Source organism: Streptomyces curacoi, assembly GCF_001513975.1.
Lineage (GTDB): Bacteria > Actinomycetota > Actinomycetes > Streptomycetales > Streptomycetaceae > Streptomyces > Streptomyces curacoi.
The window spans coordinates 109,598-131,909 of record NZ_KQ947987.1 but is presented as its reverse complement, the minus strand read 5'-3'; the positions used below and the strand labels follow the sequence as shown (position 1 = coordinate 131,909).

General features: G+C 69.5%; 17 protein-coding genes, 3 pseudogenes and 1 riboswitch. Of the genes and pseudogenes, 7 read left to right on the top strand and 13 right to left on the bottom strand.

Annotated features, from left to right (window positions below; all coding sequences use genetic code 11):
* Position 1: 1 nt before the first annotated feature.
* Together AQI70_RS14125 and AQI70_RS14120 are read right to left on the bottom strand one after the other, a co-directional pair.
* A complete protein-coding gene (locus AQI70_RS14125) occupies positions 2–598 on the bottom strand; it encodes a DUF5998 family protein (RefSeq protein WP_062148637.1) in 597 nt (198 codons plus the stop codon).
* Positions 599–641: 43 nt separating this feature from the next.
* On the bottom strand, positions 642–3,488 hold the full coding sequence (locus AQI70_RS14120; RefSeq protein ID WP_062148634.1) for a bifunctional acetate--CoA ligase family protein/GNAT family N-acetyltransferase: 2,847 nt from the start codon (positions 3,486–3,488) through the stop codon (positions 642–644).
* A 178-nt stretch (positions 3,489–3,666) separates the two neighbouring features.
* On the opposite strand from AQI70_RS14120, the gene AQI70_RS14115 reads away from it, so the two are divergent.
* Positions 3,667–3,948: an HPr family phosphocarrier protein gene (locus AQI70_RS14115; RefSeq protein WP_016432192.1), complete on the top strand. Its 282-nt coding sequence runs from the start codon at positions 3,667–3,669 to the stop codon at positions 3,946–3,948.
* 169 nt (positions 3,949–4,117) lie between these two features.
* Here the strand turns inward: AQI70_RS14115 and AQI70_RS14110 are convergent, their stop codons facing one another.
* The 4 genes from AQI70_RS14110 to AQI70_RS14095 form a co-directional block, all read right to left on the bottom strand.
* Positions 4,118–4,813, bottom strand: a complete 696-nt coding sequence (locus tag AQI70_RS14110; RefSeq protein ID WP_062148631.1) for a GntR family transcriptional regulator — start codon at positions 4,811–4,813, stop codon at positions 4,118–4,120.
* Positions 4,814–5,013: 200 nt separating this feature from the next.
* Positions 5,014–5,799 (bottom strand): M23 family metallopeptidase, encoded by a 786-nt coding sequence (locus tag AQI70_RS14105; protein WP_062148627.1) that lies wholly within the window; start codon positions 5,797–5,799, stop codon positions 5,014–5,016.
* 12 nt (positions 5,800–5,811) lie between these two features.
* A riboswitch (cyclic di-AMP (ydaO/yuaA leader) is annotated at positions 5,812–5,978 on the bottom strand.
* A 204-nt stretch (positions 5,979–6,182) separates the two neighbouring features.
* Complete coding sequence (locus tag AQI70_RS14100) at positions 6,183–7,571, bottom strand: M16 family metallopeptidase (RefSeq protein ID WP_062148624.1); 1,389 nt, start codon at positions 7,569–7,571, stop codon at positions 6,183–6,185.
* Positions 7,568–8,944, bottom strand: coding sequence for a M16 family metallopeptidase (locus AQI70_RS14095; protein ID WP_208607374.1), 1,377 nt, complete (start codon positions 8,942–8,944; stop codon positions 7,568–7,570). The genes AQI70_RS14100 and AQI70_RS14095 overlap by 4 nt, the downstream gene beginning before the upstream one ends.
* A 1,039-nt stretch (positions 8,945–9,983) precedes the next feature.
* Between AQI70_RS14095 and AQI70_RS14090 the strand changes: the two genes are divergently transcribed.
* On the top strand, positions 9,984–12,440 hold the full coding sequence (locus AQI70_RS14090) for a DNA gyrase/topoisomerase IV subunit A (protein WP_062148618.1): 2,457 nt from the start codon (positions 9,984–9,986) through the stop codon (positions 12,438–12,440).
* On the opposite strand, the gene AQI70_RS14085 is transcribed toward AQI70_RS14090, so the two are convergent.
* Positions 12,437–13,513, bottom strand: a complete 1,077-nt coding sequence (locus AQI70_RS14085; protein WP_062148615.1) for a CobW family GTP-binding protein — start codon at positions 13,511–13,513, stop codon at positions 12,437–12,439. The genes AQI70_RS14090 and AQI70_RS14085 overlap by 4 nt on opposite strands.
* Before the next feature lie 389 nt (positions 13,514–13,902).
* Here AQI70_RS14085 and AQI70_RS14080 point away from each other — a divergent pair, with 389 nt between their 5' ends.
* Together AQI70_RS14080 and AQI70_RS14075 are read left to right on the top strand one after the other, a co-directional pair.
* On the top strand, positions 13,903–14,382 hold the full coding sequence (locus AQI70_RS14080; RefSeq protein WP_244181631.1) for a DUF6082 family protein: 480 nt from the start codon (positions 13,903–13,905) through the stop codon (positions 14,380–14,382).
* 151 nt (positions 14,383–14,533) lie between these two features.
* A complete protein-coding gene (locus AQI70_RS14075; RefSeq protein ID WP_086025935.1) occupies positions 14,534–14,770 on the top strand; it encodes a hypothetical protein in 237 nt (78 codons plus the stop codon).
* A 175-nt stretch (positions 14,771–14,945) separates the two neighbouring features.
* On the opposite strand, the pseudogene AQI70_RS37395 reads toward AQI70_RS14075, so the two are convergent.
* From AQI70_RS37395 to AQI70_RS14055, 4 genes and pseudogenes are all read right to left on the bottom strand, one after another.
* A pseudogene (locus AQI70_RS37395) lies at positions 14,946–15,340 on the bottom strand (citrate/2-methylcitrate synthase); the annotation flags it as partial.
* A gap of 40 nt (positions 15,341–15,380) precedes the next feature.
* Positions 15,381–15,935, bottom strand: a complete 555-nt coding sequence (locus AQI70_RS14065; RefSeq protein ID WP_062148606.1) for a class I SAM-dependent methyltransferase — start codon at positions 15,933–15,935, stop codon at positions 15,381–15,383.
* A gap of 175 nt (positions 15,936–16,110) precedes the next feature.
* Positions 16,111–17,058: a glycosyltransferase family 4 protein gene (locus tag AQI70_RS14060; protein ID WP_244181630.1), complete on the bottom strand. Its 948-nt coding sequence runs from the start codon at positions 17,056–17,058 to the stop codon at positions 16,111–16,113.
* A gap of 287 nt (positions 17,059–17,345) precedes the next feature.
* On the bottom strand, positions 17,346–18,650 hold the full coding sequence (locus AQI70_RS14055; protein WP_062148604.1) for a hypothetical protein: 1,305 nt from the start codon (positions 18,648–18,650) through the stop codon (positions 17,346–17,348).
* Positions 18,651–19,086: 436 nt separating this feature from the next.
* Here AQI70_RS14055 and AQI70_RS14050 point away from each other — a divergent pair, with 436 nt between their 5' ends.
* The 3 genes from AQI70_RS14050 to AQI70_RS14040 all read left to right on the top strand — a co-directional run bounded on the left by AQI70_RS14050 (position 19,087) and on the right by AQI70_RS14040 (position 21,671).
* On the top strand, positions 19,087–20,328 hold the full coding sequence (locus AQI70_RS14050; RefSeq protein WP_079051294.1) for a PucR family transcriptional regulator: 1,242 nt from the start codon (positions 19,087–19,089) through the stop codon (positions 20,326–20,328).
* A 205-nt stretch (positions 20,329–20,533) separates the two neighbouring features.
* The gene (locus AQI70_RS14045; protein WP_062148597.1) at positions 20,534–20,833 is read left to right on the top strand and encodes a hypothetical protein; all 300 of its coding nucleotides are present in this window, start codon (positions 20,534–20,536) and stop codon (positions 20,831–20,833) included.
* Positions 20,834–21,002: 169 nt separating this feature from the next.
* On the top strand, positions 21,003–21,671 hold the full coding sequence (locus tag AQI70_RS14040; protein ID WP_244181629.1) for an HNH endonuclease family protein: 669 nt from the start codon (positions 21,003–21,005) through the stop codon (positions 21,669–21,671).
* A gap of 55 nt (positions 21,672–21,726) precedes the next feature.
* Here the strand turns inward: AQI70_RS14040 and AQI70_RS14035 are convergent.
* Positions 21,727–21,930, bottom strand: a pseudogene (locus tag AQI70_RS14035) (relaxase domain-containing protein); the annotation flags it as partial.
* A gap of 58 nt (positions 21,931–21,988) precedes the next feature.
* Positions 21,989–22,204, bottom strand: a pseudogene (locus tag AQI70_RS37390) (citrate/2-methylcitrate synthase); the annotation flags it as partial.
* Positions 22,205–22,312: the final 108 nt, after the last annotated feature.

Here is a 22,312-nt window from a genome sequence, read left to right as displayed (position 1 = left end):
CTCAGGGGGCGATGTCCGCGGTCGCCTCGGAGAGGGCCTGCGCGAAGGCGAGCGCCTGGCGCACCGTCTCCGGGCCGTCACCGGCTTCGCTGACGCGCAGGCTGAGGTCGTCCGCCGTGGAGTTGCCCGTGTAGCCGTGGTCGGCCTCGCAGTTGGGGTCGCCGCAGGCGGCGGGCTCCAGGTCGATGCGGGAGACGGCGCCCCAGCCGATGGTCAGCACGACCTCGCGGGGCAGGGTGCCCGGTGTGTACTGCTCCGGGTTGGCGACGACGCGGCTGACGACGACTGAGGAGATCCGGCCGAGCTTCACGGACTCCGTGGACGTCGTGGCGTACGGCGTCGGGGAGGTGTTGTCGGCGGCCTGCTCGTCGGTGTGGCTGACGATGAAGCGGTTGCCGGTGAGGACGAGCACGGTCACGTGCCGTCGCACCTCGTTCTGGTCGAACGTCGTCTCCTGATGGACCAGGTACGACCGGATGGGCTCGCCGCCCACGGCGGCCTCCACCGCCTCGGCCACGAGGGCCGGGTAGTAGCCGCTGCGTTCGATCGCCGCACGCAGCCCCTGGGTCGTCGTACTGGTCTTGGCCATGACGCCCATCCTACGGGGGCCCACTGACTGCGAGGCACCGCTCGCGGCGGTCTCAGTACGTCGGCAGGGTCCGGGGGCCGAGGTCGTCGCGGGCGGGGGGCGGGGCGAGGCGTACGGAGGCGCCGAGCACGCTCAGGCCGTGGGTGGCGACGACGACCGGCTCCAGGGTGACCGCGACGACCTCCGGGTGGTCGTCGACCAGCCGCGACATCCGCAGCAGCAGCTCCTCCAGGGCAGGGGTGTCGACGGGTGCGGAGCCGCGCCAGCCGAAGAGGAGCGGCGCCGTCCGGATCGAGCGGACGATCGAGGTCGCCTCGCGGTCGGTGACCGGGATCAGCCGGTGCGCCATGTCCCCGAGCAGCTGCGAGGCGGCTCCGGCCAGCCCGAAGGACAGCACGGCGCCGGCCGCCGGGTCGATCACGGCCCGTACGACGGTGTCGACGCCGCGCGGTGCCATGCCCTGCACGACCGGCCGCAGCTCCTCCGGCTTGCCGAACAGGTCGGTCAACTCGGCGTACGCCCGGCGCAGTTGCTCCTCGTCCGCGAGATCGAGGCGTACCCCGCCGAGGTCGGCGCGGTGCCGCAGGTGGGGGGCGGTGGCCTTGAGGGCGACCGGGTAGCCGAGGGCGCGGGCGGCGTCGGCGGCGGCGTCGGGGGTGGGCGCGTGCAGGGCGCGGTGCACCTGGATGCCGTACTTCCCGAGCAGGTCGCAGGTCTCGTCCGTGCCGAGCGTGAGCCCCTGCCCGCGCGCGAGCAGCCCGTCGATCAGCCGGGCGGCCCCCCTCTCGTCGATGTCCTCGTACTCGGGCACCTTGCCGGGGTCGGCTGCCTCGCGGCGCCACTGGGAGTAGTTCACGGCTTCGGCGAGGGCGCGGACGGCGCGCTCGGCGGCGGGGTAGGCCGGGATGAGGCGGGGGGCGTCCTCTGCGGGGTCCGGCTGTCCGGGCTGCGGGTCGGCCGGGAAGTCCAGGGGGCGGAACGGGTGGGCGCGGCTCGCGAGGCCGGGCGCCGTCGTGACCGCCTGTGGTGCCGTGCTCGCCGCGGCCGACAGCGCCTCCGCGAGCCCTCCGAGCTCGACGTGCACCACCAGCACCGGCTTCCCGGGCACCCGCTCGGCCGCCGACCTCAGGGCCTGCGCCAGCTCGGCGTCGCCGGTCGAGGCGTCCCCGATCGCCGGTATCGCCGTGACGACCACCGCGTCGCACGTCTCGTCGGCCAGCGCGCGCGACAACGCCGCGTGGAAGTCCGCCGCCGACGCCCCCGTCGTCAGATCCAGCGGCGGCAACGGCCGCAGCCCCTCGGAGAGGCAGGCGTCGTACGTCAGCAACCCCAGCGACTCGGAGTTCCCCAGGATCGCCACCCGCGGGCCGGCCGGCAGCGGCTGACGCGCGAGCAGCAGCCCCGCGTCCACCAGCTCGGTGATCGTGTCCACCCGGATCACCCCGGCCTGCCGCAGCAGCGCGGACACCGTGGCGTGCGGCAGCCGTGTGGCCCGTACCGCGTGCCCCTGGGGCGCCGCGCCGCCGTGCCGCGCGCCCTGCACCACGACCAACGGCTTCGCCGCCGCCGTGCGCCGCGCGAGCCGGGTGAACTTGCGCGGGTTGCCGATGGACTCCAGATACATCAGTACGACATCGGTGTCCGGGTCGTCGTACCAGTACTGAAGGACGTCGTTGCCGGAGACGTCGGCGCGGTTGCCGGACGAGACGAAGGTCGACACGCCCGTGACCCCGGTGACCCCGCCGCCCCGCCGGTGCAGCCGGGACAAGAGCGCGATGCCGATGGCGCCGGACTGCGCGAACAGGCCGATCCGGCCCGGGCGGGGCATCTCGGGCGCCAGTGAGGCGTTCAGGCGAACGCTCGCACTCGTGTTGATGATCCCGAAGGCGTTCGGGCCGATGATGCGCATGCCGTACGCGCGCGCCTGCCGTACGAGTGCCCGCTGTCGCTCGCGCCCGTCGGGCCCGCTCTCGGCGTACCCGGCGGAGAGCACGACCAGCCCCTGCACACCGTGCTCGCCGCACTCGGCGACCACCTCGGGGACGTACGCGGCCGGCACGGCGACCACCGCGAGGTCGACCGGCCCGTCGATGTCCCGCACGGAGCGGTGCGCCGGCACTCCGTCGAGCTCCTTGAGATCGTCCGGGAAGGCCCTGTTCACGGCATACAGCCGCCCGGTGAACCCGGCGTCCCTGATGTTGCCCAGGACGCCGCGGCCCACCCCGCCGGGGCTGCGGCCGGTGCCGATGACGGCGACGGAGCCGGGCACCAGAAGCCGCTGCACGGACCGCGCCTCGGCGCGCTGCTCGCGCGCGTACTGCACGGCGAGCGAGCGGTCGGTCGGCTCCAGGTCGAACTCCAGGCGTACGACGCCGTCCTCGAAGCTGCGCTTCTGGGTGTACCCGGCGTCCGTGAACACCTTGATCATCTTGGTGTTGGCGGGCAGCACCTCGGCGGCGAAGCGCCGGATGCCGCGCTCGCGCGCGACGGCGGCGATGTGCTCCAGGAGCGCGGAGGCGACGCCGCGGCCCTGGTGGGCGTCCTGGACGAGGAAGGCGACCTCGGCCTCGTCGGCGGGTGCCGACGCGGGCATTCCGTCGGCGCCGATTCGGTCGTAGCGTACGGTTGCGATGAACTCGCCGCCCACCGTGGCCGCGAGTCCCACCCGGTCCACAAAGTCGTGGTGCGTGAAGCGGTGGACGTCCTTCGCGGACAGACGCGGGTAGGGCGCGAAGAAGCGGTAGTACTTCGACTCGTCCGACACCTGCTCGTAGAAGCTGACCAGGCGCTCGGCGTCATCAACGGTGATGGGGCGGATGCGTGCGGTGCCGCCGTCGCGCAGCACCACGTCGGCTTCCCAGTGGGCGGGGTACTCGTGCCGGTCCGACGAGGTCTGCATGGGCCCCAGAGTACGGCTCGCGTCCGACAACGGCGCGGGGCAGTCTGTGGAGGACGTATGTCGGGTCGAGGCCGCGACCCGACGGTCACCTGAGGAGGGACGTTTTGTCCCTCCCGGCATGCTTCACGCGTGTGGGAAACTGGTCTAGACAACCCTGAACACCGAAGGGCAGCAACACATGGCTGAGCGCCGCGTCAACGTCGGCTGGGCCGAGGGCCTTCACGCCCGCCCCGCTTCCATCTTCGTCCGGGCCGCCACGGCCGCAGGTATCCCGGTGACGATCGCCAAGGCTGACGGCAACCCCGTCAACGCGGCCTCCATGCTGGCCGTCCTGGGCCTGGGCGCCCAGGGCGGCGAGGAGATCGTCCTCGCCTCCGACGCCGAGGGTGCGGACGCCGCCCTCGACCGTCTGGCGAAGCTGGTCTCCGAGGGCCTTGAGGAGCTGCCCGAGACGGTCTGAACGACCTGCGCGGATCTCCGCGGCAAACGGTGAAGCCGCGTCGGCCTTTTCGGTCGACGCGGCTTCGCTGTTTTCGGACGGGCGACCACTTGAATTCTCGGCAGACCTGAAAAAGGGCAGCGGAAATTCCCGGCCACCGAATATCTGCTCTTTGTATACGGCGCCCGTGTTAATGTCGCAGGCTCGGCATGTTTACGGCATGTTGCGAATTCCTCACACGCTCCGCGCGATCCTGTCCGGAGCCGAACCGCAGCCGGTGCGCGGGGAGCGAGCGCTCGGTGTGCAGGGTCGTGATCGCCCGCGCGCGCTCGCCGTCGCCGCGCGCCACGGCGTCGACGATCGCGCCGTGCTCGGTCCAGGACTCCACGGGGTCGGCCGGCGACTCCACGGCGTACATCCAGGCGATCTTGTGGCGCAGCTGGGTGAGCATCGAGGACAGGGCGGGGCTGCCGGAGGCCTGGGCGAGCGTCTCGTGGAACCAGCCGCCCAGGGAGCGCAGGTCGTCGCTGTTGCCCCGCCTGGCCCGCTCCTGGCCCAGCCGGACGAGGCCGCGCAGCACCTTCAGGTGGGCCTCGGTGCGCCGCTGGGCGGCCCGGGAGGCGCCGAGCGGCTCCAGGAGCGTGCGCATCTCCAGCAGGTCGGCGGCCTCCTGCTCGGTCGGTTCGGCGACGCACGCGCCCGCGTGCCGCCGGGTCACCACGAAACCCTCCGCCTCCAGGGTGCGCAGGGCCTCCCGCACGGGGACGCGGGAGACGCCGTAGCGGCGCGCGAGGAGTTCCTCGGTGAGCCGGCTGCCGCGCTCGTAGACACCTGCGACGATGTCGTCCCGGATCGCCGTGCATACCGAGTGCGCCGGAATACGCATGACCGACCTCCGCCTTAATCCCCGTGAAACGTCGACGAATGACGTGTGTTCAGTGACTCTATGGCAACCGGCCGGAATTTCCGACGGCAGGTCGGAATCCATGGATATTTTTTGGACAGCCGCTCTTGGTCAACCGGTCGACTGAAACGCCGAAAGCCCCGGCTCTACGAGCCGGGGCTTCGGTCGGTGCGGTGCGGGCGTCAGACGTTCACGCCGTGCGAGCGGAGGTAGGCGACGGGGTCGATGTCGGAGCCGTACTCCGCGGTCGTGCGGACCTCGAAGTGCAGATGCGGTCCGGTGACGTTGCCGGTGGCGCCGGAGAGGCCGATCTGCTGGCCGGGGGTGACGGTCTGGCCCACCGAGACGCCGATGGACGACAGGTGGCCGTACTGGGTGTACGTGCCGTCGTTCAACTTGATCACGACTTGATTGCCGTACGCCCCGCCCCAGCCGGCTTCCACGACGGTGCCGGCGCCGACCGCGTGGACGGAGGTGCCGCTGGCGGCATGGAAGTCGACGCCCGTGTGGCTGCCGGAGGACCAGACGGCGCCGCCGGCCTTGTAGCCGGTGGAGACGTACGAGCCGGATATCGGGGCGACGTAGGACATCAGGCGCTTGCGCTCGGCCTCGCGGGCGGCGCGCTCCTTGGCCTCGCGCTCCTTCTCGGCCTTCTCGGCCGCACGCTTGCGCGCGGCCTCCTCGGCGGCCTTCCTCCTGGCCTCCGCCTCCTTGGCGGCCTGCTCCTGCGCGGCCGCCTGGGCGTCGATCTGCTCGGCGATCGAGTCGCCGGCGGCGATGACGGGGATGAGGCCGGTCTGCTCGGCAGCGGGTTCGGCGGCGAGCGCCGGGGCTGCCAGGGTGCCCATGACGCCGGTGGCGGTGAGAGCGGCGACGCCCGCCGCGCGGGCGGTGGTGCGCTCGAAGCGGCCGGGACGACGGTGCTTCCCGGTGGGGCGCTTCTTCCCGGTGGCGCAGGTGAACGCCATGTAGTGGCTGGTCCTTTCCTTCCCTCTCGCCTACCGGGTTAGCTGACGGGTTCGGAGCAGGAAGGTCTCCTACGGACCCCCTCGCTTGCACGCGCGGGCGTCCGATTCACCCCAGGGACTTGGTGTGGGTCCCCGGCTCCCCTGGCTCGCGCCGTACGGGGACTCGGCGATGGCTGTCCGGTGCCGCGGGCGCGGCGCACTGCCTGACGGACAGCCCGGAAGACGCTAAACGGGGCCACTTTCAATCCCCAAACGCGTCACGGCTTTTGTAGCGCATCCCACAGGGCAGACAGGTAACCTCTCCCTCAATTCGGACATAAAGGGGGCCCTGGTGACTCTGTCGTCACCAGGGCCCCTGCGCGCGCGTGCCGCGGTACGGCCTTCTACTCGGCTGCCACCACGGTGACTTCGCCGATACCGAGGGCCTCGACGGGCTTCCGGATCGCCGACGCGTCGCCGACGAGGATCGTCACCAGGCGGTCCACCGGGAAGGCGCTCACGGCCGCCGCGGTGGCCTCGACGGTGCCGGTCGCGGCGAGCTGCTGGTACAGCGTCGCCTGGTAGTCGTCGGGCAGATGCTGCTCGACCTGGTCGGCCAGGGTGCTCGCCACGGCCGCGGCGGTCTCGTACTTCAGCGGTGCCACCCCGACGAGGTTCTGCACGGCGAAGTCCCGCTCGGCGTCGGTGAGCCCCTCGGCGGCGACCCCGCGCAGAACCTTCCAGAGGTCGTCCAGCGCCGGGCCGGTGTTCGGGGTGTCGACGGAGCCGCTGATGGCGAGCATCGCCGCGCCCGTGCCGTCCGGGGCCGAGCGCAGGACCTGCGCGAAGGCGCGCACGCCGTAGGTGTAGCCCTTCTCCTCGCGCAGGACCTTGTCCAGGCGGGAGGTGAGGGTGCCGCCCAGGCAGTACGTGCCGAGCACCTGCGCGGGCCACACGCGGTCGTGCCGGTCGGGGCCGAGGCGGCCGATCAGCAGCTGGGTCTGGACGGCCCCGGGGCGGTCCACGATGACGACGCGGCCGGTGTCGTCGGCGGTCACCGGCGGGACCGGCCGGGGCTCGGCCGCGGAGCCGGTCCAGGCGCCGAGGGTGTCGCCGAGCAGGGCGTCCAGGTCGACGCCGGTGAGGTCGCCGACGACCACGGCGGTGGAGGTGGCGGGGCGCACATGCCGCTCGTAGAAGGCGCGTACGGCCGCGGAGTCGATGCCGGCGACCGTGTCCTCGGTGCCCTGGCGCGGGCGGGACATGCGCGAGGTCGCCGGGAACAGCTCCTTGGAGAGCTCCTTGGCGGCACGGCGCGAGGGGTTGGCCAGCTCGTGCGGGATCTCGTCGAGCCGGTTGTGGACCAGGCGCTCGACCTCGGCGTCGTCGAACGCGGGCGCCCTGAGGGCGTCGGCGAGCAGGCCCAGCGCCTTGGGCAGGCGGGAGACGGGCACTTCGAGGCTGACGCGCACACCGGGGTGGTCGGCGTACGCGTCGAGCGTGGCGCCGCAGCGCTCCAGTTCGGCGGCGAACTCCTCGGCGGTGTGCTTGTCGGTGCCCTCGGACAGGGCGCGCGCCATGATCGTGGCGATGCCGTCGAGGCCCTTCGGCTCGGCGTCCAGGGGCGTGTCCAGGAGCACCTCGACGGCGACGACCTGCTGGCCGGGGCGGTGGCAGCGCAGGACCGTCAGGCCGTTGTCCAGCTTGCCGCGCTCGGGTGCCGGGAACGCCCAGGGCCGGGCCTCGCCGGCCTGGGGCTGCGGGTGGAACTCCATGCTGGCGAGCTCGGTCACTGCGCCGACTCCTCGTTCTCGTCGGTGGTCTCGGCGGGTGCGGCGCCCTCGGCGGCTGCCGGATCGTCGGCCTCGCCGGCGACCGGCTCGTACACGAGCACCGCGCGGTTGTCGGGGCGCAGACGGGACTTGGCGACCGCCTGGACCTCCTCGGCGGTGACGTCGAGGACGCGCTGGACGGCGGTGAACGCGAGCTGGGGGTCGCCGAACAGGACGGCGTAGCGGCACAGTTCGTCGGCGCGGCCGGCGACCGTGCCGAGCCGGTCCAGCCACTCGCGCTCCAGCTGGGCCTGCGCGCGCTCCATCTCCTCGGCGGTGGGGCCCTCCGCCGCGAAGCGGGCGAGCTCCTCGTCGACGGCCGCCTCGATGACGGGGACCTCGACGTCGCCGGAGGTCTTCACGTCCAGCCAGCCCAGGGAGGGCGCCCCGGCCAGGCGCAGCAGGCCGAACCCGGCCGCCACGGCCGTACGGTCGCGCCGTACGAGCCGGTTGTACAGACGGGAGGACTCGCCGCCGCCGAGGACGGTGAGCGCCAGGTCGGCGGCGTCGCACTCGCGCGTGCCGTCGTTCGGGAGCCGGTAGGCGGCCATCATCGCGCGCGCGGGGACGGCCTCCTCGACGACCTCGCGCAACTGCTCGCCGATGATCTCGGGCAGCGAGCCGTCGCGCGGCTCGGGCTTGCCGTCGTGGGCCGGGATCGAGCCGAAGTACTTCTCGACCCAGGCGAGCGTCTGCTCCGGGTCGATGTCGCCGACGATCGACAGGACGGCGTTGTTGGGCGCGTAGTAGGTGCGGAAGAACGCGCGGGCGTCCTCCAGGCTGGCCGCGTCCAGGTCGGCCATCGAGCCGATCGGCGTGTGGTGGTACGGGTGTCCGTCCGGGTAGGACAGCGCGGTCAGCTTCTCGAAGGCGGTGCCGTACGGGACGTTGTCGTAGCGCTGGCGGCGTTCGTTCTTGACGACGTCGCGCTGGTTGTCCAAGTTCTCCTGGTCGAGCGCCATCAGGAGGCTGCCCATGCGGTCGGCCTCCAGCCAGAGGGCGAGCTCCAGCTGGTGGGCGGGCATGGTCTCGAAGTAGTTGGTGCGCTCGAAGCTGGTCGTGCCGTTCGGCGAGCCGCCCGCGCCCTGGACGAGCTCGAAGTGACCCGTGCCCTTCACGCTCCCCGAGCCCTGGAACATCAGGTGCTCGAAGAGGTGGGCGAGTCCGGTACGGCCCTTGACCTCGTGACGGGAGCCGACGTCGTACCAGAGGCAGACCGCCGCGACCGGCGTGAGGTGGTCCTCGGAGAGCACCACGCGCAGGCCGTTGGCCAGGCGGTGCTCGGTCGCGGTGAGGCCGCCGGATTGTGCCTCCGGTGTGGCCGTGTGACCCATGGGCAAGGTGTCCTTCCGGTCGCGTGCGCTGCGTTGTGTCGAGTGGTTCATGCTCAGCTCCTGCCACTGTATGCAGCGTCCGAAGGGTCGGCGAAGTTCCCGGTCAGAACGCCCGGCCCGCCCGACAGTCGTCGCGCGTCGCGGGCCGGCCGCAGGGGCGTGGCATCGGCCCGGCTCGCCGGACCGCTCCGCGGTCCCGCCGAGGGGGGCGTGCGCGCTCCGGCCGCGCCTGCGATGACCCTGTCTTTTGCGGCGTCGGCGGTCGGTGCCGGGCCGACCGCATCGCACGCGCGCGTGCCGTCGTACGGCAGCGTGCGGGCGGCGACCGGCACCGGTGAAGGCAGGTACGCCTCGGCGACCTCGCGCCCGCCGATCACTCCGGGGAGTGAAGGGCGGGGCGGCGCGGGTTTGCCGTCGGGGCTCGGACGGGGTCGGCGGGGGTTTGCCGTCGCGGCGCGGACGGGGTCGACGGGGGTTTGCCGTCGCGGCGCGGGCGGGGTCGGCGGGGGTTTGCCGTCGCGGCGCGGACGCGGACCGGCACGGGCTGGCCATCGCGACTCCGACGGGAATCGGCACGGGTCGGCCGTCGCGACCCCGACCGGGACCGACACGAGCTAGCCATCACGACCCCGACCGGGACCGACACGAGCTAGCCATCACGACCCCGACGGCAACCAACACGAGTCGGCCATCACGACCCCGAGGGGAACCAACACGGTCGGCCGTCGCGGCTCCGACGGCAACCAACACGGGTCGGCCGTCGCGGCTCCGACGGCAATCAACACGGGTCGGCCGTCGCGGCTCCGACGGGAACCGGGCGGTCGGCTGCCGGTGGATCGAGCGGTGTCCGTGGGTGCGGTCGGTACCGAACCCGCCGACGCCATGTGCGGGGAGAGGCAGGCATCGGCGACACTTCTCGGACGCCGGCGGGAGACCGACATCGGATCCTGGTCGGTGGTTGTCAGTGCCACGGTCCACAATGGTCCGCGTCAGACCCGTCAAACGCTCGAGCGACCAGAAACTTAAGGAGCCGGCAGCGATGGCCCGCCGCAGCACGAAGACCCCACCGCCCGACGACTCGTACGAGGAGAAGATCCTCGACATCGACGTCGTCGACGAGATGCAGGGCTCCTTCCTCGAGTACGCGTACTCGGTCATCTACTCCCGGGCCCTGCCGGACGCCCGCGACGGCCTCAAGCCGGTGCACCGCCGCATCGTCTACCAGATGAACGAGATGGGCCTGCGCCCCGACCGCGGCTATGTGAAGTGCGCCCGCGTCGTCGGCGAGGTCATGGGTAAGTTGCACCCGCACGGCGACGCGTCGATCTACGACGCCCTGGTGCGCATGGCCCAGCCCTTCTCGATGCGCGTCCCGCTCGTCGACGGCCACGGCAACTTCGGCTCGCTCGGCAACGACGACCCGCCGGCCGCCATGCGGTACACCGAGTGCCGGCAGGCCGCGGCGACGAGCCTGATGACCGAGTCGATCGACGAGGACACGGTCGACTTCGTCCCCAACTACGACGGCCAGGAGCGGGAGCCGGTGGCCCTGCCCGCCGCCTTCCCGAACCTCCTCGTCAACGGCGCGTCCGGCATCGCCGTCGGCATGGCCACGAACATGCCGCCGCACAACCTCGCCGAGGTCATCGCGGCCGCCCGCCATCTGATCCGCCACCCGAACGCGGATCTGGACGCCCTGATGAAGCACGTCCCGGGCCCCGACCTGCCCACCGGGGGCCGGATCGTCGGCCTGTCCGGCATCCGGGACGCGTACGAGACGGGCCGCGGCACCTTCAAGATCCGCGCCACGGTGTCGGTGGAGAACGTCACGGCGCGCCGCAAGGGCCTCGTGATCACCGAACTGCCCTTCACGGTCGGCCCGGAGAAGGTGATCGCCAAGATCAAGGACCTGGTCGGCTCGAAGAAGCTGCAGGGCATCGCCGACGTCAAGGACCTCACCGACCGCGCACACGGCCTGCGTCTGGTCATCGAGATCAAGAACGGCTTCGTGCCCGAGGCGGTCCTGGAGCAGCTCTACAAGCTGACGCCGATGGAGGAGTCCTTCGGCATCAACAACGTCGCGCTGGTCGACGGCCAGCCCCTCACCCTCGGCCTCAAGGAGCTCCTGGAGGTCTACCTCGACCACCGCTTCGAGGTCGTACGGCGGCGCAGCGAGTTCCGGCGCGGCAAGCGGCGCGACCGCCTGCACCTGGTCGAGGGCCTGCTCACGGCGCTGCTGGACATCGACGAGGTCATCCGTCTGATCCGGTCCAGCGAGAACTCCGCGCAGGCCAAGGAGCGCCTGATGGAGCGCTTCTCGCTGAGCGAGGTCCAGACCCAGTACATCCTCGACACGCCGCTGCGCCGTCTCACCAAGTACGACCGCATCGAGCTGGAGGCGGAGAAGGACCGGCTGAACGAGGAGATCGCCGAGCTGACCCGGATCCTGGAGTCGGACACGGAACTGCGCAAGCTGGTCTCCTCCGAACTGGCCGCGGTGGCCAAGAAGTTCGGCACCGAGCGGCGCACGGTCCTGCTGGAGTCCGCGGGCGCCCCGGCCGCCACCGTGCCGCTGCAGGTGGCGGACGACCCGTGCCGGGTCCTGCTGTCCTCGACGGGTCTGCTGGCCCGTACGGCGAACGGCGATCCCTTCGCGGAGGACGGCGAGGCCAAGCGCGCCAAGCACGACGTGATCGTCTCGGCGGTGCCGGCCACGGCCCGGGGTGAGGTGGGCGCGGTGACGTCGGCGGGCCGCCTGCTGCGCATCAACGTCGTCGATCTGCCGCAGCTACCGGAGACGGCGTTGAGGCCGAACCTCTCGGGCGGCGCGCCCCTGTCGGAGTTCGTCACCCTGGAGGACGGCGAGACCGTGGTCTGTCTGACCACGCTGGACGAGTCGTCCCCGGGTCTGGCGCTCGGCACGGAACAGGGCGTCGTCAAGCGTGTGGTGCCGGACTATCCGTCCAACAAGGAGGAGTTGGAGGTCATCACGCTCAAGGAGGGCGACCGGATCGTCGGCGCGGTCGAGCTGCGCACCGGTGAGGAGGACCTGGTCTTCATCACCGACGACGCTCAGCTGCTGCGTTACCAGGCCTCGCAGGTCCGCCCGCAGGGCCGTGCCGCCGGCGGTATGACGGGCATCAAGCTCGCTCAGGGCGCGAAGGTCATCTCCTTCACCGCGGTGGACCCGGCGGCCGACGCGGTGGTGTTCACGGTCGCGGGCTCGCGCGGCACGCTGGACGACTCGGTCCAGACGACGGCCAAGCTGACCCCGTTCGACCAGTACCCCCGCAAGGGCCGCGCCACGGGCGGTGTGCGCTGCCAGCGGTTCCTGAAGGGCGAGGACTGCCTGGCCCTGGCCTGGGCGGGCGCCGCCCCGGCACGCGCCGCGCAGAAGAACGGCTCCCCGGCCGAACTCCCGGACATCGACCCGCGCCGCGACGGCTCGGGCGTGTCGCTGCCGAAGACGGTGGCGGTGGTGGCCGGGGCGGTCTAGGGCTCCGGGAAGGCCCCTTCCTCGGGGGTCTGTGCGTACTCCTCCGGGTCCTGTACGTAGCGCAGAACGCCCCACATGCCGTGCTCGTCGGCGTGTGGGGCGTCGCTCTTGCACGCCTCCAGCTCCTTGCCGAGAGCGGACGCGTCGATGCCGGAGCCGATGAGCACGAGCTGGGTGAGGCGTGCGTCGGCGGGCGGCCAGGGCTCCGGGTAGAAGCGGAGGAACCGGCCGACGGCGTGGACGGCGTAGCGGTTGTGGACGTCGTACGGTCCGAAGTCGACGTACCCCTTGATGCGGTACAGGCCCTCGGGCCTGCTGTCCAGGAACTCCATCAACCGGCGCGGGTCGAGGGAGACTTCGCAGGCGAAGGACAGGCTGTCGTAGCCGGTGTGCAGATGGCCGGTGTGGTCCTCGTCGTGCTCGTGCAGGTCGTCGAAGGACAGCTGCCCGATGCGCTCCTCGCTGGGCCGGCAGTCGAAGAGGAACTCGGGGTCGATACGGCCGTAGGTGGCGGGGACGACGGCGGCGCGGTCGGCGAGGTCGCGGACCAGCCCGAGGACGCGCTCACCGTTCGCCGCCCGGTCGAGCTTGTTGACCACGACGAGGTCGGCGAGGGCGAGGTGCCGGTCGATCTCGGGGTGCTTCGCGCGCGTGTCGTCGAACTCGGCGGCGTCGACGACCTCGACGAGCCCGCCGTACACGATGCCCGGGTGCTCGCTGGCGAGCACCATGCGCACGAGCTCCTGGGGCTCGGCCAGTCCGCTGGCCTCGATGACGATGACGTCGATGCCGGTGGCGGGCCGGGCGAGCCGCTCCAGGTAGATGTCCAGCTCACTGGCGTCGACCGCGCAGCACAGGCAGCCGTTCCCGAGCGAGACGGTGGAGTCGCCGAGTGCTCCGGCGACGGCCATGGCGTCGATCTCGATGGCGCCGAAGTCATTGACGACGGCGCCGATGCGGGTGCCTCCGCTGCGGTGGAGGAGATGGTTCAGCAGCGTCGTCTTGCCGGAACCGAGGAATCCGGCGAGCACGACGACCGGAATCTGCTGTGGTCCGGGGCTCTGCTGACTCAACGTGCGACCTTTCTCACGCCGACGGGTGCACCGGCTCGCGGCTCGGCGCACGTACGAGGGTTGAATGCCGACCCAGGATACGAGCCGGAAGAAACCCCGCGAAGTGAACGATTGTTAGCAGCGCTTGCCGGGCAGACGTTGGGCAAGGCGCCGGAGTGTGCGACCCTCGCTTCCCTCCGTGCGCCTCCTCTCCGCCTCCCCGCCGATCAGAGCCGCTCGGCACTCTGGGAGACGGCAAGCGCCGCCCACCGCTCGCCGGTCCCCTCCCGTCGACCCGCACCCCGACGACCGGCGGACGGCCGCCTGATTCGGGGGTTGACATGGCCACACAGAAGCGCCTTGCACGGAGGCTGGGTTCCGCCACGCTCACTTTCCTGACTGCCACCACCGTGACGCTGGCAGCGCATCAATGGCGGTCGGAGAAGGCACGTCTGCACGAGAGGCGGCTGGAGCTGGAGGAACTGGCGATCCGGCGAACGGCTCTGGCCCATCAGCAACGCATGCACTGGGAGTTGCTGGCGAGGGCGATCGACGATCCCTCCCTCGCCGCGGTGATCGACACCTACGACCAGGGCATCCCGGCGGAGCGGCGTCGCCAGTTCTTCTACGCCAACGCCTGGTACGTCCACCTCTACCACCTCTACCAGGCGGAACTTCTGGACCGGGAGGAGCTGTACACACGTCTGCGGGAGTTCTTCCAGAGTCCGGTCTTCCGTGAGTACTGGGAGGCGTCGCGGCACATGCGGGCCAGCCTGGACGAGTCGTCCGTGGAGGCCCAGCTGGGGCACATGGTGGACGGGCTCGTCCGGGACCTCGACGAATCGGACACGGACGAATGGTGGGTCGTCGGCGAGCCGCCGACCGACTGACCGGCGCGCGCGAGCCCGAGGCGGTCAACGGACAGAACAGTGAGGGCGCGAGTGGGTGACTTTTCGGCGTCAAGCCCCGGGGGACCGAGAAACACCAGTAACGTGCCTCCCACCAGTATGCCCAGCTCTTTGTTCCTAAGGACCGGTACCTTTGAAGATCGTGCGCCGCATCGGTGTGCCTCCCAGCGCCCGGGGCAGTAGTTCGGGAGCCACCTGCCCGGACGTGTTCGAACTCAGCGACGGCAACTTCGCCGTCATCGGCACCGAGGCCACCGAGGCGCTTGAGTCGGAACTGCCCGCCGATGCCGCCCGCGCCGACTACGAGCGCATCGTCGTCGTCAGCCGGGAGACGCTCATCCGCGCCAAGGCCGACATCCCCGACGCCTGAGACCTCCGCACGAGCACGCGTCCACCCCAGACCCGTACCGTCACCACCCTCCCCCGGCCGCGCACAACCGTTGAGCGAGTCGGCCGGCGATCCGGCGAGCAGCCGGCACCCCGTCACTGCTCGGTCCCCACCGATGAGGCCTGGCGCCAGAACGGCACCAGGCCACACGCGTCTCTCAGGCCGCCTGCGGCACCCGCACCGGCGCTCCCGGCCCCACATACCGCGCCGCCGGCCTGATGATCTTCGAGTCCCCGCCTGTTCCAGGATGTTGGCGCTCCAGCCCACGACCCGCGCCGCGGCGAACGTCGGCGTGAACATCTCGCGCGGCAGACCACACAGCTCCATGACCACGCCCGCGTAGAACTCGACGTTCGTGTGCAGTTCGCGGCCGGGCTTCAGCTCGGCGAGGATCGCCTCCACACGGCGTTCGACCTCCACTGCGAACTCGACCCGTGGGCCGCCGAAGTCCTGGGCGATCTCGCGGAGCATCCGGGAGCGGGGGTCCTCGGTGCGGTAGACGGGGTGACCGAAGCCCATGATGCGGTCGCCGGCGAGGACGCGTTCGCGGATCCGCGACGAGTTTACCACTTGGTGACGAGAGTCGCCTCTCTCATGTAGGAGACTCGAAAAGAATAACGTCGATCCAGCCGGAACCTCCCCATCTGCGCCTCACTCGGAATTCGATTCCCTTTGACTGAAGGTACGGGAGAAGTACGTCTCCTTTGACACCGTGTGAATCCGAGTAGTATTTGACGTCGTCAACCACTACTAGGTTAGGTCTGCGTACCATGTCGGCGGCGATCTGGTACTCCTTGAAGGTGAGTTCCGGGTCGTTCGCGGAGTCAAGCAGGACGATGTCGTACGTCTTCCCCTGTTCCCGTAGCGCGCCGAGTATCTCAACGGAGTGGCCCTCGATAAACTGCACCTGAGCGGCTAGGCACTCGGAAGCCAGCACGGCTTTGGCTTGCGCGGTGTCCAGGTCAACTGAGGTGGTGCTTCCGCTGTGCGCTTTGACGTGCTCTGCGAAGATCAGGGTTGACCAACCGTCAGCGAGGCGGTGTCCAGGGGCAGTGTTCCGGATGCACCCGGTTTCCAGTAGGTCGAGAGCACTACGCTGGCAGGCGTCGCGCATGCGAGCCAGCTCTACGTTCAGGATGTCACTCATCACTGGGATTGGCACTGCCGAGTCTCCTTGGTTTTGGTGGTCAGGTTCTGTGCGGGGGGGCCTCGGGCCGACCGGGGCCAATTGTGGGTTTACAGCGCATCAGGCGGCCTGCCTGCGGCAGGCTACCGTTGTGTGACATCCGCAACGGATATCGCGCAGTGAAGGTCTGCTCTGTTCAAATTACCGAGCGAACGGCAGTTCTTCGTTTTCCGTAGCTCAGGGACTCGATGGCGTCGCACCAGATGTCCAGGTCGGCCGTCGCGCTCAATTCGTCAGAGCGGGCTTTGGCGCGACGAGACGCCTCTTTCCAGGCATCCGGATCGCGCAGGGACTGCAGGGCGTGAGTCCAGGCATTGAGGTCGTCGCGATAGGCAAAAATCCCGGCCGAGCCGAGCGATTCGACCAGCCCCGGGGTGGGGTGGGCAATAACAGGGATGCCGGAGGCGCATGCCTCGACCGCTACGCGGCCCCACGATTCGTAGATGCTGGGCATTAGCATCACGCGTGAGCGGGCGTACACGTGCGTGCGCATGTTTTTCCCGTCCACTCCGTCGATGACCTCGCAGTTGGGCAGCGGTGTCGGCGGTGTTAGCTGAGTTCCATAGGCTCCGCGGACTCCAAGGAAGCGCCACTCCGGTGACCATGCGGCGATCTGCCAGAAGATGTCGCCGCCTTTATCCGGGTTCAGGTTGACCAGAGTCGCGCACTGACCCGGTTGGGTACGGTACTCCACAGCGATTACTGGCGGGCGGACGACGATCGAGTTCCTGGGAAGCCACTCCGTGGGATAGTGCGCATAAAAGATTTCACTGTCGCGTTTGACCCATTCACTGTTGTAGACGACGAGATCGGCGCCAGCTGCGTCACGGAAACTCTGGTTGAAGTTGTCGTGACAGATTACGACGACGGGAATCCCGCGAGGTCGGGCGAGACCGGAAACTAGGGGAACGTTCTCGAACTGCGACAGGAGGACGTCTGATGCCAGGGCCTCGTAGGCAAAGTTGCTGCCTTCTTGGTAAGGGATGACGCGCACCCCGTCGATGTCGTAACTCTCCCTCATGTTGCCGGGGTGCGAGAGCCAGACCGTTACGCGGTGACCGCGGGTAACCAGCGGACGGAGCATGGAATGAAGCATCCATTCCGACCCTGCGTTGTGGGTGGGGGGGTATCCGTACACCCTGGCCATGATGGACAGACTCCGCGGGCCGGACAGCGTGGCCAGGGCGGTTCGGAACGGCTTTGTCTTCACCGAGGCGGGTCTCCAATCGGGCGGGAACCTTGCGAGAAGTGCGAGGAGCTCAAGCGGCGCCGCCGTGCGGCCGGATGCCGCACAACGGCGCCGCTCGTGTGCTCGGCTTGTGGCGTCACAGGGCAGTGCGGTCAGAAGGCCGCAGCCACTCTGTCCGTCTCTTAAGCCCCGGCGGGGACGACGTGGATGGCGGAGGACGGCGAGGTCTGGCCGCCGACCTGGAAGGTCAACCGCGTGGTCCCCTGCGGCGCGGAGCCGGTGGCTTGCACCGCCACCCACATGCTGGCTTCCATACCTGCTCCGGTCAGCAGGAGGCCGACGCGTTGGAAGGTGAGGGTCTGGCCGTCTGCGGACAGGCTGCCCGGATAGTGCTGCACCGTCCCCTGAGAGTTTTGGACGGTCAGCAGGTATGTGGAGCCCCTCTCCGCGACGAACTTGAGCTTTTTGTCCCTGGGCAGGCTGACACGGACGGTCTGCTCCGGGAATGTCTCACCCGCCGTCGCCTGGAGGCGCACGCCCGGGTACCCGACCCCGCCGCCGGGAGTCAGCGTCACATCCGGCGGCCCGCCCGGTGACACCGTGAAGGTGGAAGCGGGGGCACCGCCACATGCCGAGTAGCGGTAGTAGACGCTACCGATCTGGGACGCCGCCTCGGGGTCGCTGGGGTCCGCGCTGTACTTGGGATTCACAGACTGCGGCCAGACCAGGAAGCGGTAGTACCCCGGCTTGTCGCCCTTCTGCCTCAGATTGAGAGGAGGCAGCGTCGTCCTGTGGGCCGTGCTGCTGCTCTTGTGGCTGGTGACGTGCAACTGCTCGGGTTCGGGGGTGTAGGCCGAAGGGGTGCCGTCCTCGTGCACGAGCTGGTAGAAGACGGACCCGGGAGTGTCGTTGCTCACCAGCGGGTCGACCAGATCGATGATGAGCTTGTCCCCGGGAATGATCCCGTCGTCCGCGACGTAGCCGAACCCGGCCTGGCTGTTGGGATTGCCGCCCCAGTGGTTGTCATACGGCAGGCGGACGAACGGCCTGGTGGCGTCCGACCCCTCGCTCCGCATCACCTCTACTTCCGGTTCGGCGGTGAGTACCGAGCCGTCGTCGAGTCGTACGTCGACGCGCATCTTCCAGATGCCGGGCCTGTCCGCGTTGCCGTTTGCATCACCGCGCAGAGTGAAGGTGAGGAGATCGGCGTCGTCGAGGAAGGCACGGTCGATGATCTCGTACTCCTCCCCGGTCCCCATCTGGCCGCGCCGCACCTCGCCGGCGCGCCTGTCGGCATTACCGTCACCGCCGTCGGCGTATTTGATCTCCTTGATCTTCGCGCCCATTGGAACGCGAAGTCGCCCGTCGTACCGGAACTCCGAATCCCATGTCGGGAAGCGATTCGCGTAGCCCAGGGTCAAGAGCTCCCACCCGCCCGGGCCGATCTTATTGCTCTGTTTTCCCTGCTGATTCGCGGGGGATGTCATGCGGCACTCCAATCACCGAGAATGAGCCCGTGAATCCTGCGCCGCGAGCAACTTTCACGAACTGCTGCGGACAGGAAGTCGACTGATATTCCTAGGGTGTCCGCCAGTCGCCGCACTGACACCGGACCAGGTGGCCACATCTCATTGGCCAAGATGTCCACACCGCCAGCGGTGCGGTCCTTCTCTTGGCGCAGACATGGATCAGACACCGGTGTGCAGAGGCCGTATGACCAGGGATGAAGCGCGGAGGGGGGTGGGGCGGGAGGGGCTCACGCCGATGGCGAACCTGAGAACTTTGCCAGTAGCGGGAGTTCCGGGAAAATAATGGGGCATAGGCCCGTGGAATACGCCAGGACTTACCTACTGGGGAGATCATCATACTTAAAGGATCCCCCGATTGGGCCTCCACGGAATGATCCGTAACTCATAGGGTGAAATGGACCGCACAGCGTCTGTCAGTTCGGCATGCAACAACCTGTTCGATATTCCTGCCGAACTCAATGCAGCTGCTAGTCAGGAGCCACTCATGACCGTGCCGCCGCAGTCGCGTCACCCCCACTCCTCCGGGGACCTGCCCGCTCCCGTGCGCAATGCCCTTCATCAGATGCAGCCCGAGAGCGTCTCGCTGGCCGAGCACGCTCTCGCTCACTTCCTTCAGGCCATCCCCGGGGCGCCTTCCTCACCGCGCCCGCCTGTCAACGACATCGCGCTCTGGCTCGCAGCTCTGGACCGCGCAGAAGCAGACCAGCTGCACGACGGCTTTCGCCGGCTCGTCAGCGCCCGACGCCATGAGCACACCGCGGCCGAGGCGGTGCTGCTGCAGCAGGCCTGCGCCACCGCCCTGCAACAAGCAGTCCTCACCCGCACCGCCAGCCAAGCCTCGCAAAGCGAGCAAACTCTCCTGGCCACCGCCATGCACACAGCGGTCCGTCAAGTGCTCGCCATCGCCGCCCACGCCATCACCACCGTGTACGGCTCGCAGCTGGCCGGTGACGCCCAACACGATCCTCTCGGCATCCCGCATGCAAGAGCCGTCGCCACGCCCCTGTCACCTCTGCCCGGCTCGCTGTCATCGTCTGGACGAGCCGGTGCCCGCTGGTGCCTGGTCGCCCACGCCGATGGTGCCCAGGAGGCCGGCCAGGCAGCCCGGCTCTTGCAAGCCGCCAACCCCTATGCCCATGTGACGACCGAGCACACGACCCTGGCTGCCTTCTGCCGCGACGTCCCGGTACTGCCGGACACCTTTCCCCCCTGCGGCACAGCCAGTACCGATGCCGATCGTGAGGACGCCATCCACCGAGCTTCCCTGGCGGCGCGTATCGCTGACTACTACCGTCTTCGTGAACTCAACGCCGACGAGCTTGCCCCAGTCCTGGCCCTGGCACAAAGCAGCCCAAGAGCACAGCAGACCTTCCTCGTTTCCTGCCTCGGCCCTCTCTACCTCAGTGACAACCAAACCGACCTGCTGCACACCCTCCGCGCCTACTTAGATCACAATCTCCGCGTCACCGAAACCGCCAAAAGCCTCTACATCCACCGCCACACACTCACCGACCGGCTACGTCGCATCCAGCACCTCACTCAGCTCGACCTCCACCACCCCTTCCACCGCCTCAGAGCCCAACTCGCCCTGCTCCTCCTCGCCTTGCAACCAGAAGCATCCCGCCTTCTCCGCTGATCGAGCACCGCGGAGGAGGCACTCTCTGGCCGGGCCATACCAGGTGGCGCCGTCCCACCAGTAGCCGCCCGAGCGGAAGAGCAGCGAGCCGCCGTGCCATTCGATGTGGTGTTCGCTGGCGTCTTCGTCGCGCACGAGCAGGACGGTGCGGCCGTGGTCGGGGTGGTAGCGCACGCACCAGGCGAACTCGTCGCGCAGTGGGTCGGTGGTGAGGGCGCGCCATCCGCTGCCCTGCCTCGCCACCCTGCTGTGGCTGCCGGTCACCGTGGGCGGCACAGTGGCAGTGGTCGCAGCCCTGCTGGCTGTCTTCCCCGAAGCCGACTGGTCATGGATCGTGACAGCAGCCGCAGGCTTCGTGGCCGTGTACCGCCTGGCGGTCCACAAGTGGGAATATGCCAAGAACCTCGTGCGCGTCTCTATCAGGTCCATGCTGATCGAACGGAGCGAGGAGTCACACGAGCCGCAGGAAGACCGGACCGATAGGCCAGGCCGCGGCGAAGGGTAGTACTACCGTCGCAACATGCAGGTGGGCCCCGGAGACAACCCGGTGCCCACCTCATTGCAGTGTGACTATCCGCCCCTGGGAGTGAGACGACCGCCGATCCCGGGCGCTCCGGAAACCCGACTCGCTACGAAGATCACGCGCCCTCCACCGGTCTTCGAAAGGGAGTCTCGTGCGTTCCACCGTCGTACGGACCGCGGCCGCCGCGCTGTCCGCACTCGCACTCCTGCTCGCCCCCGCCACCGCCCATGCCGCCGCCCCCGACGAGACCGTCGTGATGCCCGTCCGCGAAGCCTTGGCGGCCCTGCCGGTCCAGGACGAGGACCGCACCGGCTACACCCGCGACAAGTTCCGCCACTGGATCGACGCCGACCGCGACGGCCGCAACACACGCAACGAGGTCCTCCTGGAGGAAGCCGTCACCGCTCCCGAGCAGGGCGCCCGCTGCCAGTTGAGCGGTGGATCCTGGTACTCGCCGTACGACGACACCTACTTCACCGGCACCCGCGCCCTCGACATCGACCACCTGGTCCCGCTCGCCGGAGCCTGGGACTCCGGCGCCTCCTCCTGGACGGCGAAGGAGCGGGAGACGTACGCCAACGACCTCGGCGACGCCCGCGCACTGATTGCCGTCTCCGCCGCGTCCAACCGCTCGAAGGCGGACCAGGACCCGGCCACCTGGCAGCCGCCCGCGGCCGGCTACCGCTGCACCTACGCCACCGACTGGGTGGCGATGAAGACCCGCTGGGGCGTGGCCATCGACCATGCCGAGCAGACCGCGCTGACCAGCGTCCTCGACGAGTGCCCGAACGCCCCCATCGAGGTCACCCTCGCCCGCTGAACAAGGCACGGGCCCGCCGCTACGGGGGAAAGCGGCGGGCCCAGCCTCCCCATGTCCCGTGCGTCTCTTCGTAGTCGGCCACGAGGACAGGCATCGCGTCCGCGATCTGCTGACGGCGGGTCGACTGCCAGCCAATGAGCCGCTGATCGATGCCCGCGATCTCCATGCCGGGCCGGCGGCCGGGCGTCACCTCGCGGGGCTCCCACGCCCACCCGAGCCGGGCGGACACCTCCTCCATGAAGTAGAGGGTGTAGAGGGTGCTGCGCCGTGTGGGCGGCGAACGCGGCACGCTGCACGGCGCCGGGCAGCGTGCCGTGGATCATCAGATGCCACACGTCCTCGAAGCTGCGGGTCTGCGCGAGATCGACGGCGGAGTATTGGCGATAGTGATGGAAGCCCTCCCGGCCCCGGACGTCACCCAGGGCGGTGTCGGCGACGACGACACCCGCCAGACCTCGCGGCACATGCACAAGGGTGGATGCGGCCGGGTTGATCGACACGTCTTCCTCCTTCAACTTGATCCGACTGTCCATGCTTGACTAGGTGGGTTGTCAATATTGATTGAATCAATTTAATGCTTGGGTCGGCATGCCTCCCTACGGAGAGGAGGGGCGTGGACTACCGCGCGAGACCGTGCGCGT

What these genes read in the sequence shown, in the direction of transcription:
- AQI70_RS14125 (WP_062148637.1), bottom strand. Translation starts at nt 598, where the DNA reads ATGGGCGTCATGGCCAAGACCAGTACGACGACCCAGGGGCTGCGTGCG.
- AQI70_RS14120 (WP_062148634.1), bottom strand. Translation starts at nt 3,488, where the DNA reads ATGCAGACCTCGTCGGACCGGCACGAGTACCCCGCCCACTGGGAAGCC.
- AQI70_RS14115 (WP_016432192.1), top strand. Translation starts at nt 3,667, where the DNA reads ATGGCTGAGCGCCGCGTCAACGTCGGCTGGGCCGAGGGCCTTCACGCC.
- AQI70_RS14110 (WP_062148631.1), bottom strand. Translation starts at nt 4,813, where the DNA reads ATGCGTATTCCGGCGCACTCGGTATGCACGGCGATCCGGGACGACATC.
- AQI70_RS14105 (WP_062148627.1), bottom strand. Translation starts at nt 5,799, where the DNA reads ATGGCGTTCACCTGCGCCACCGGGAAGAAGCGCCCCACCGGGAAGCAC.
- AQI70_RS14095 (WP_208607374.1), bottom strand. Translation starts at nt 8,944, where the DNA reads ATGGGTCACACGGCCACACCGGAGGCACAATCCGGCGGCCTCACCGCG.
- AQI70_RS14090 (WP_062148618.1), top strand. Translation starts at nt 9,984, where the DNA reads ATGGCCCGCCGCAGCACGAAGACCCCACCGCCCGACGACTCGTACGAG.
- AQI70_RS14065 (WP_062148606.1), bottom strand. Translation starts at nt 15,935, where the DNA reads ATGAGTGACATCCTGAACGTAGAGCTGGCTCGCATGCGCGACGCCTGC.
- AQI70_RS14060 (WP_244181630.1), bottom strand. Translation starts at nt 17,058, where the DNA reads ATGCTCCGTCCGCTGGTTACCCGCGGTCACCGCGTAACGGTCTGGCTC.
- AQI70_RS14055 (WP_062148604.1), bottom strand. Translation starts at nt 18,650, where the DNA reads ATGACATCCCCCGCGAATCAGCAGGGAAAACAGAGCAATAAGATCGGC.
- AQI70_RS14050 (WP_079051294.1), top strand. Translation starts at nt 19,087, where the DNA reads ATGGACCGCACAGCGTCTGTCAGTTCGGCATGCAACAACCTGTTCGAT.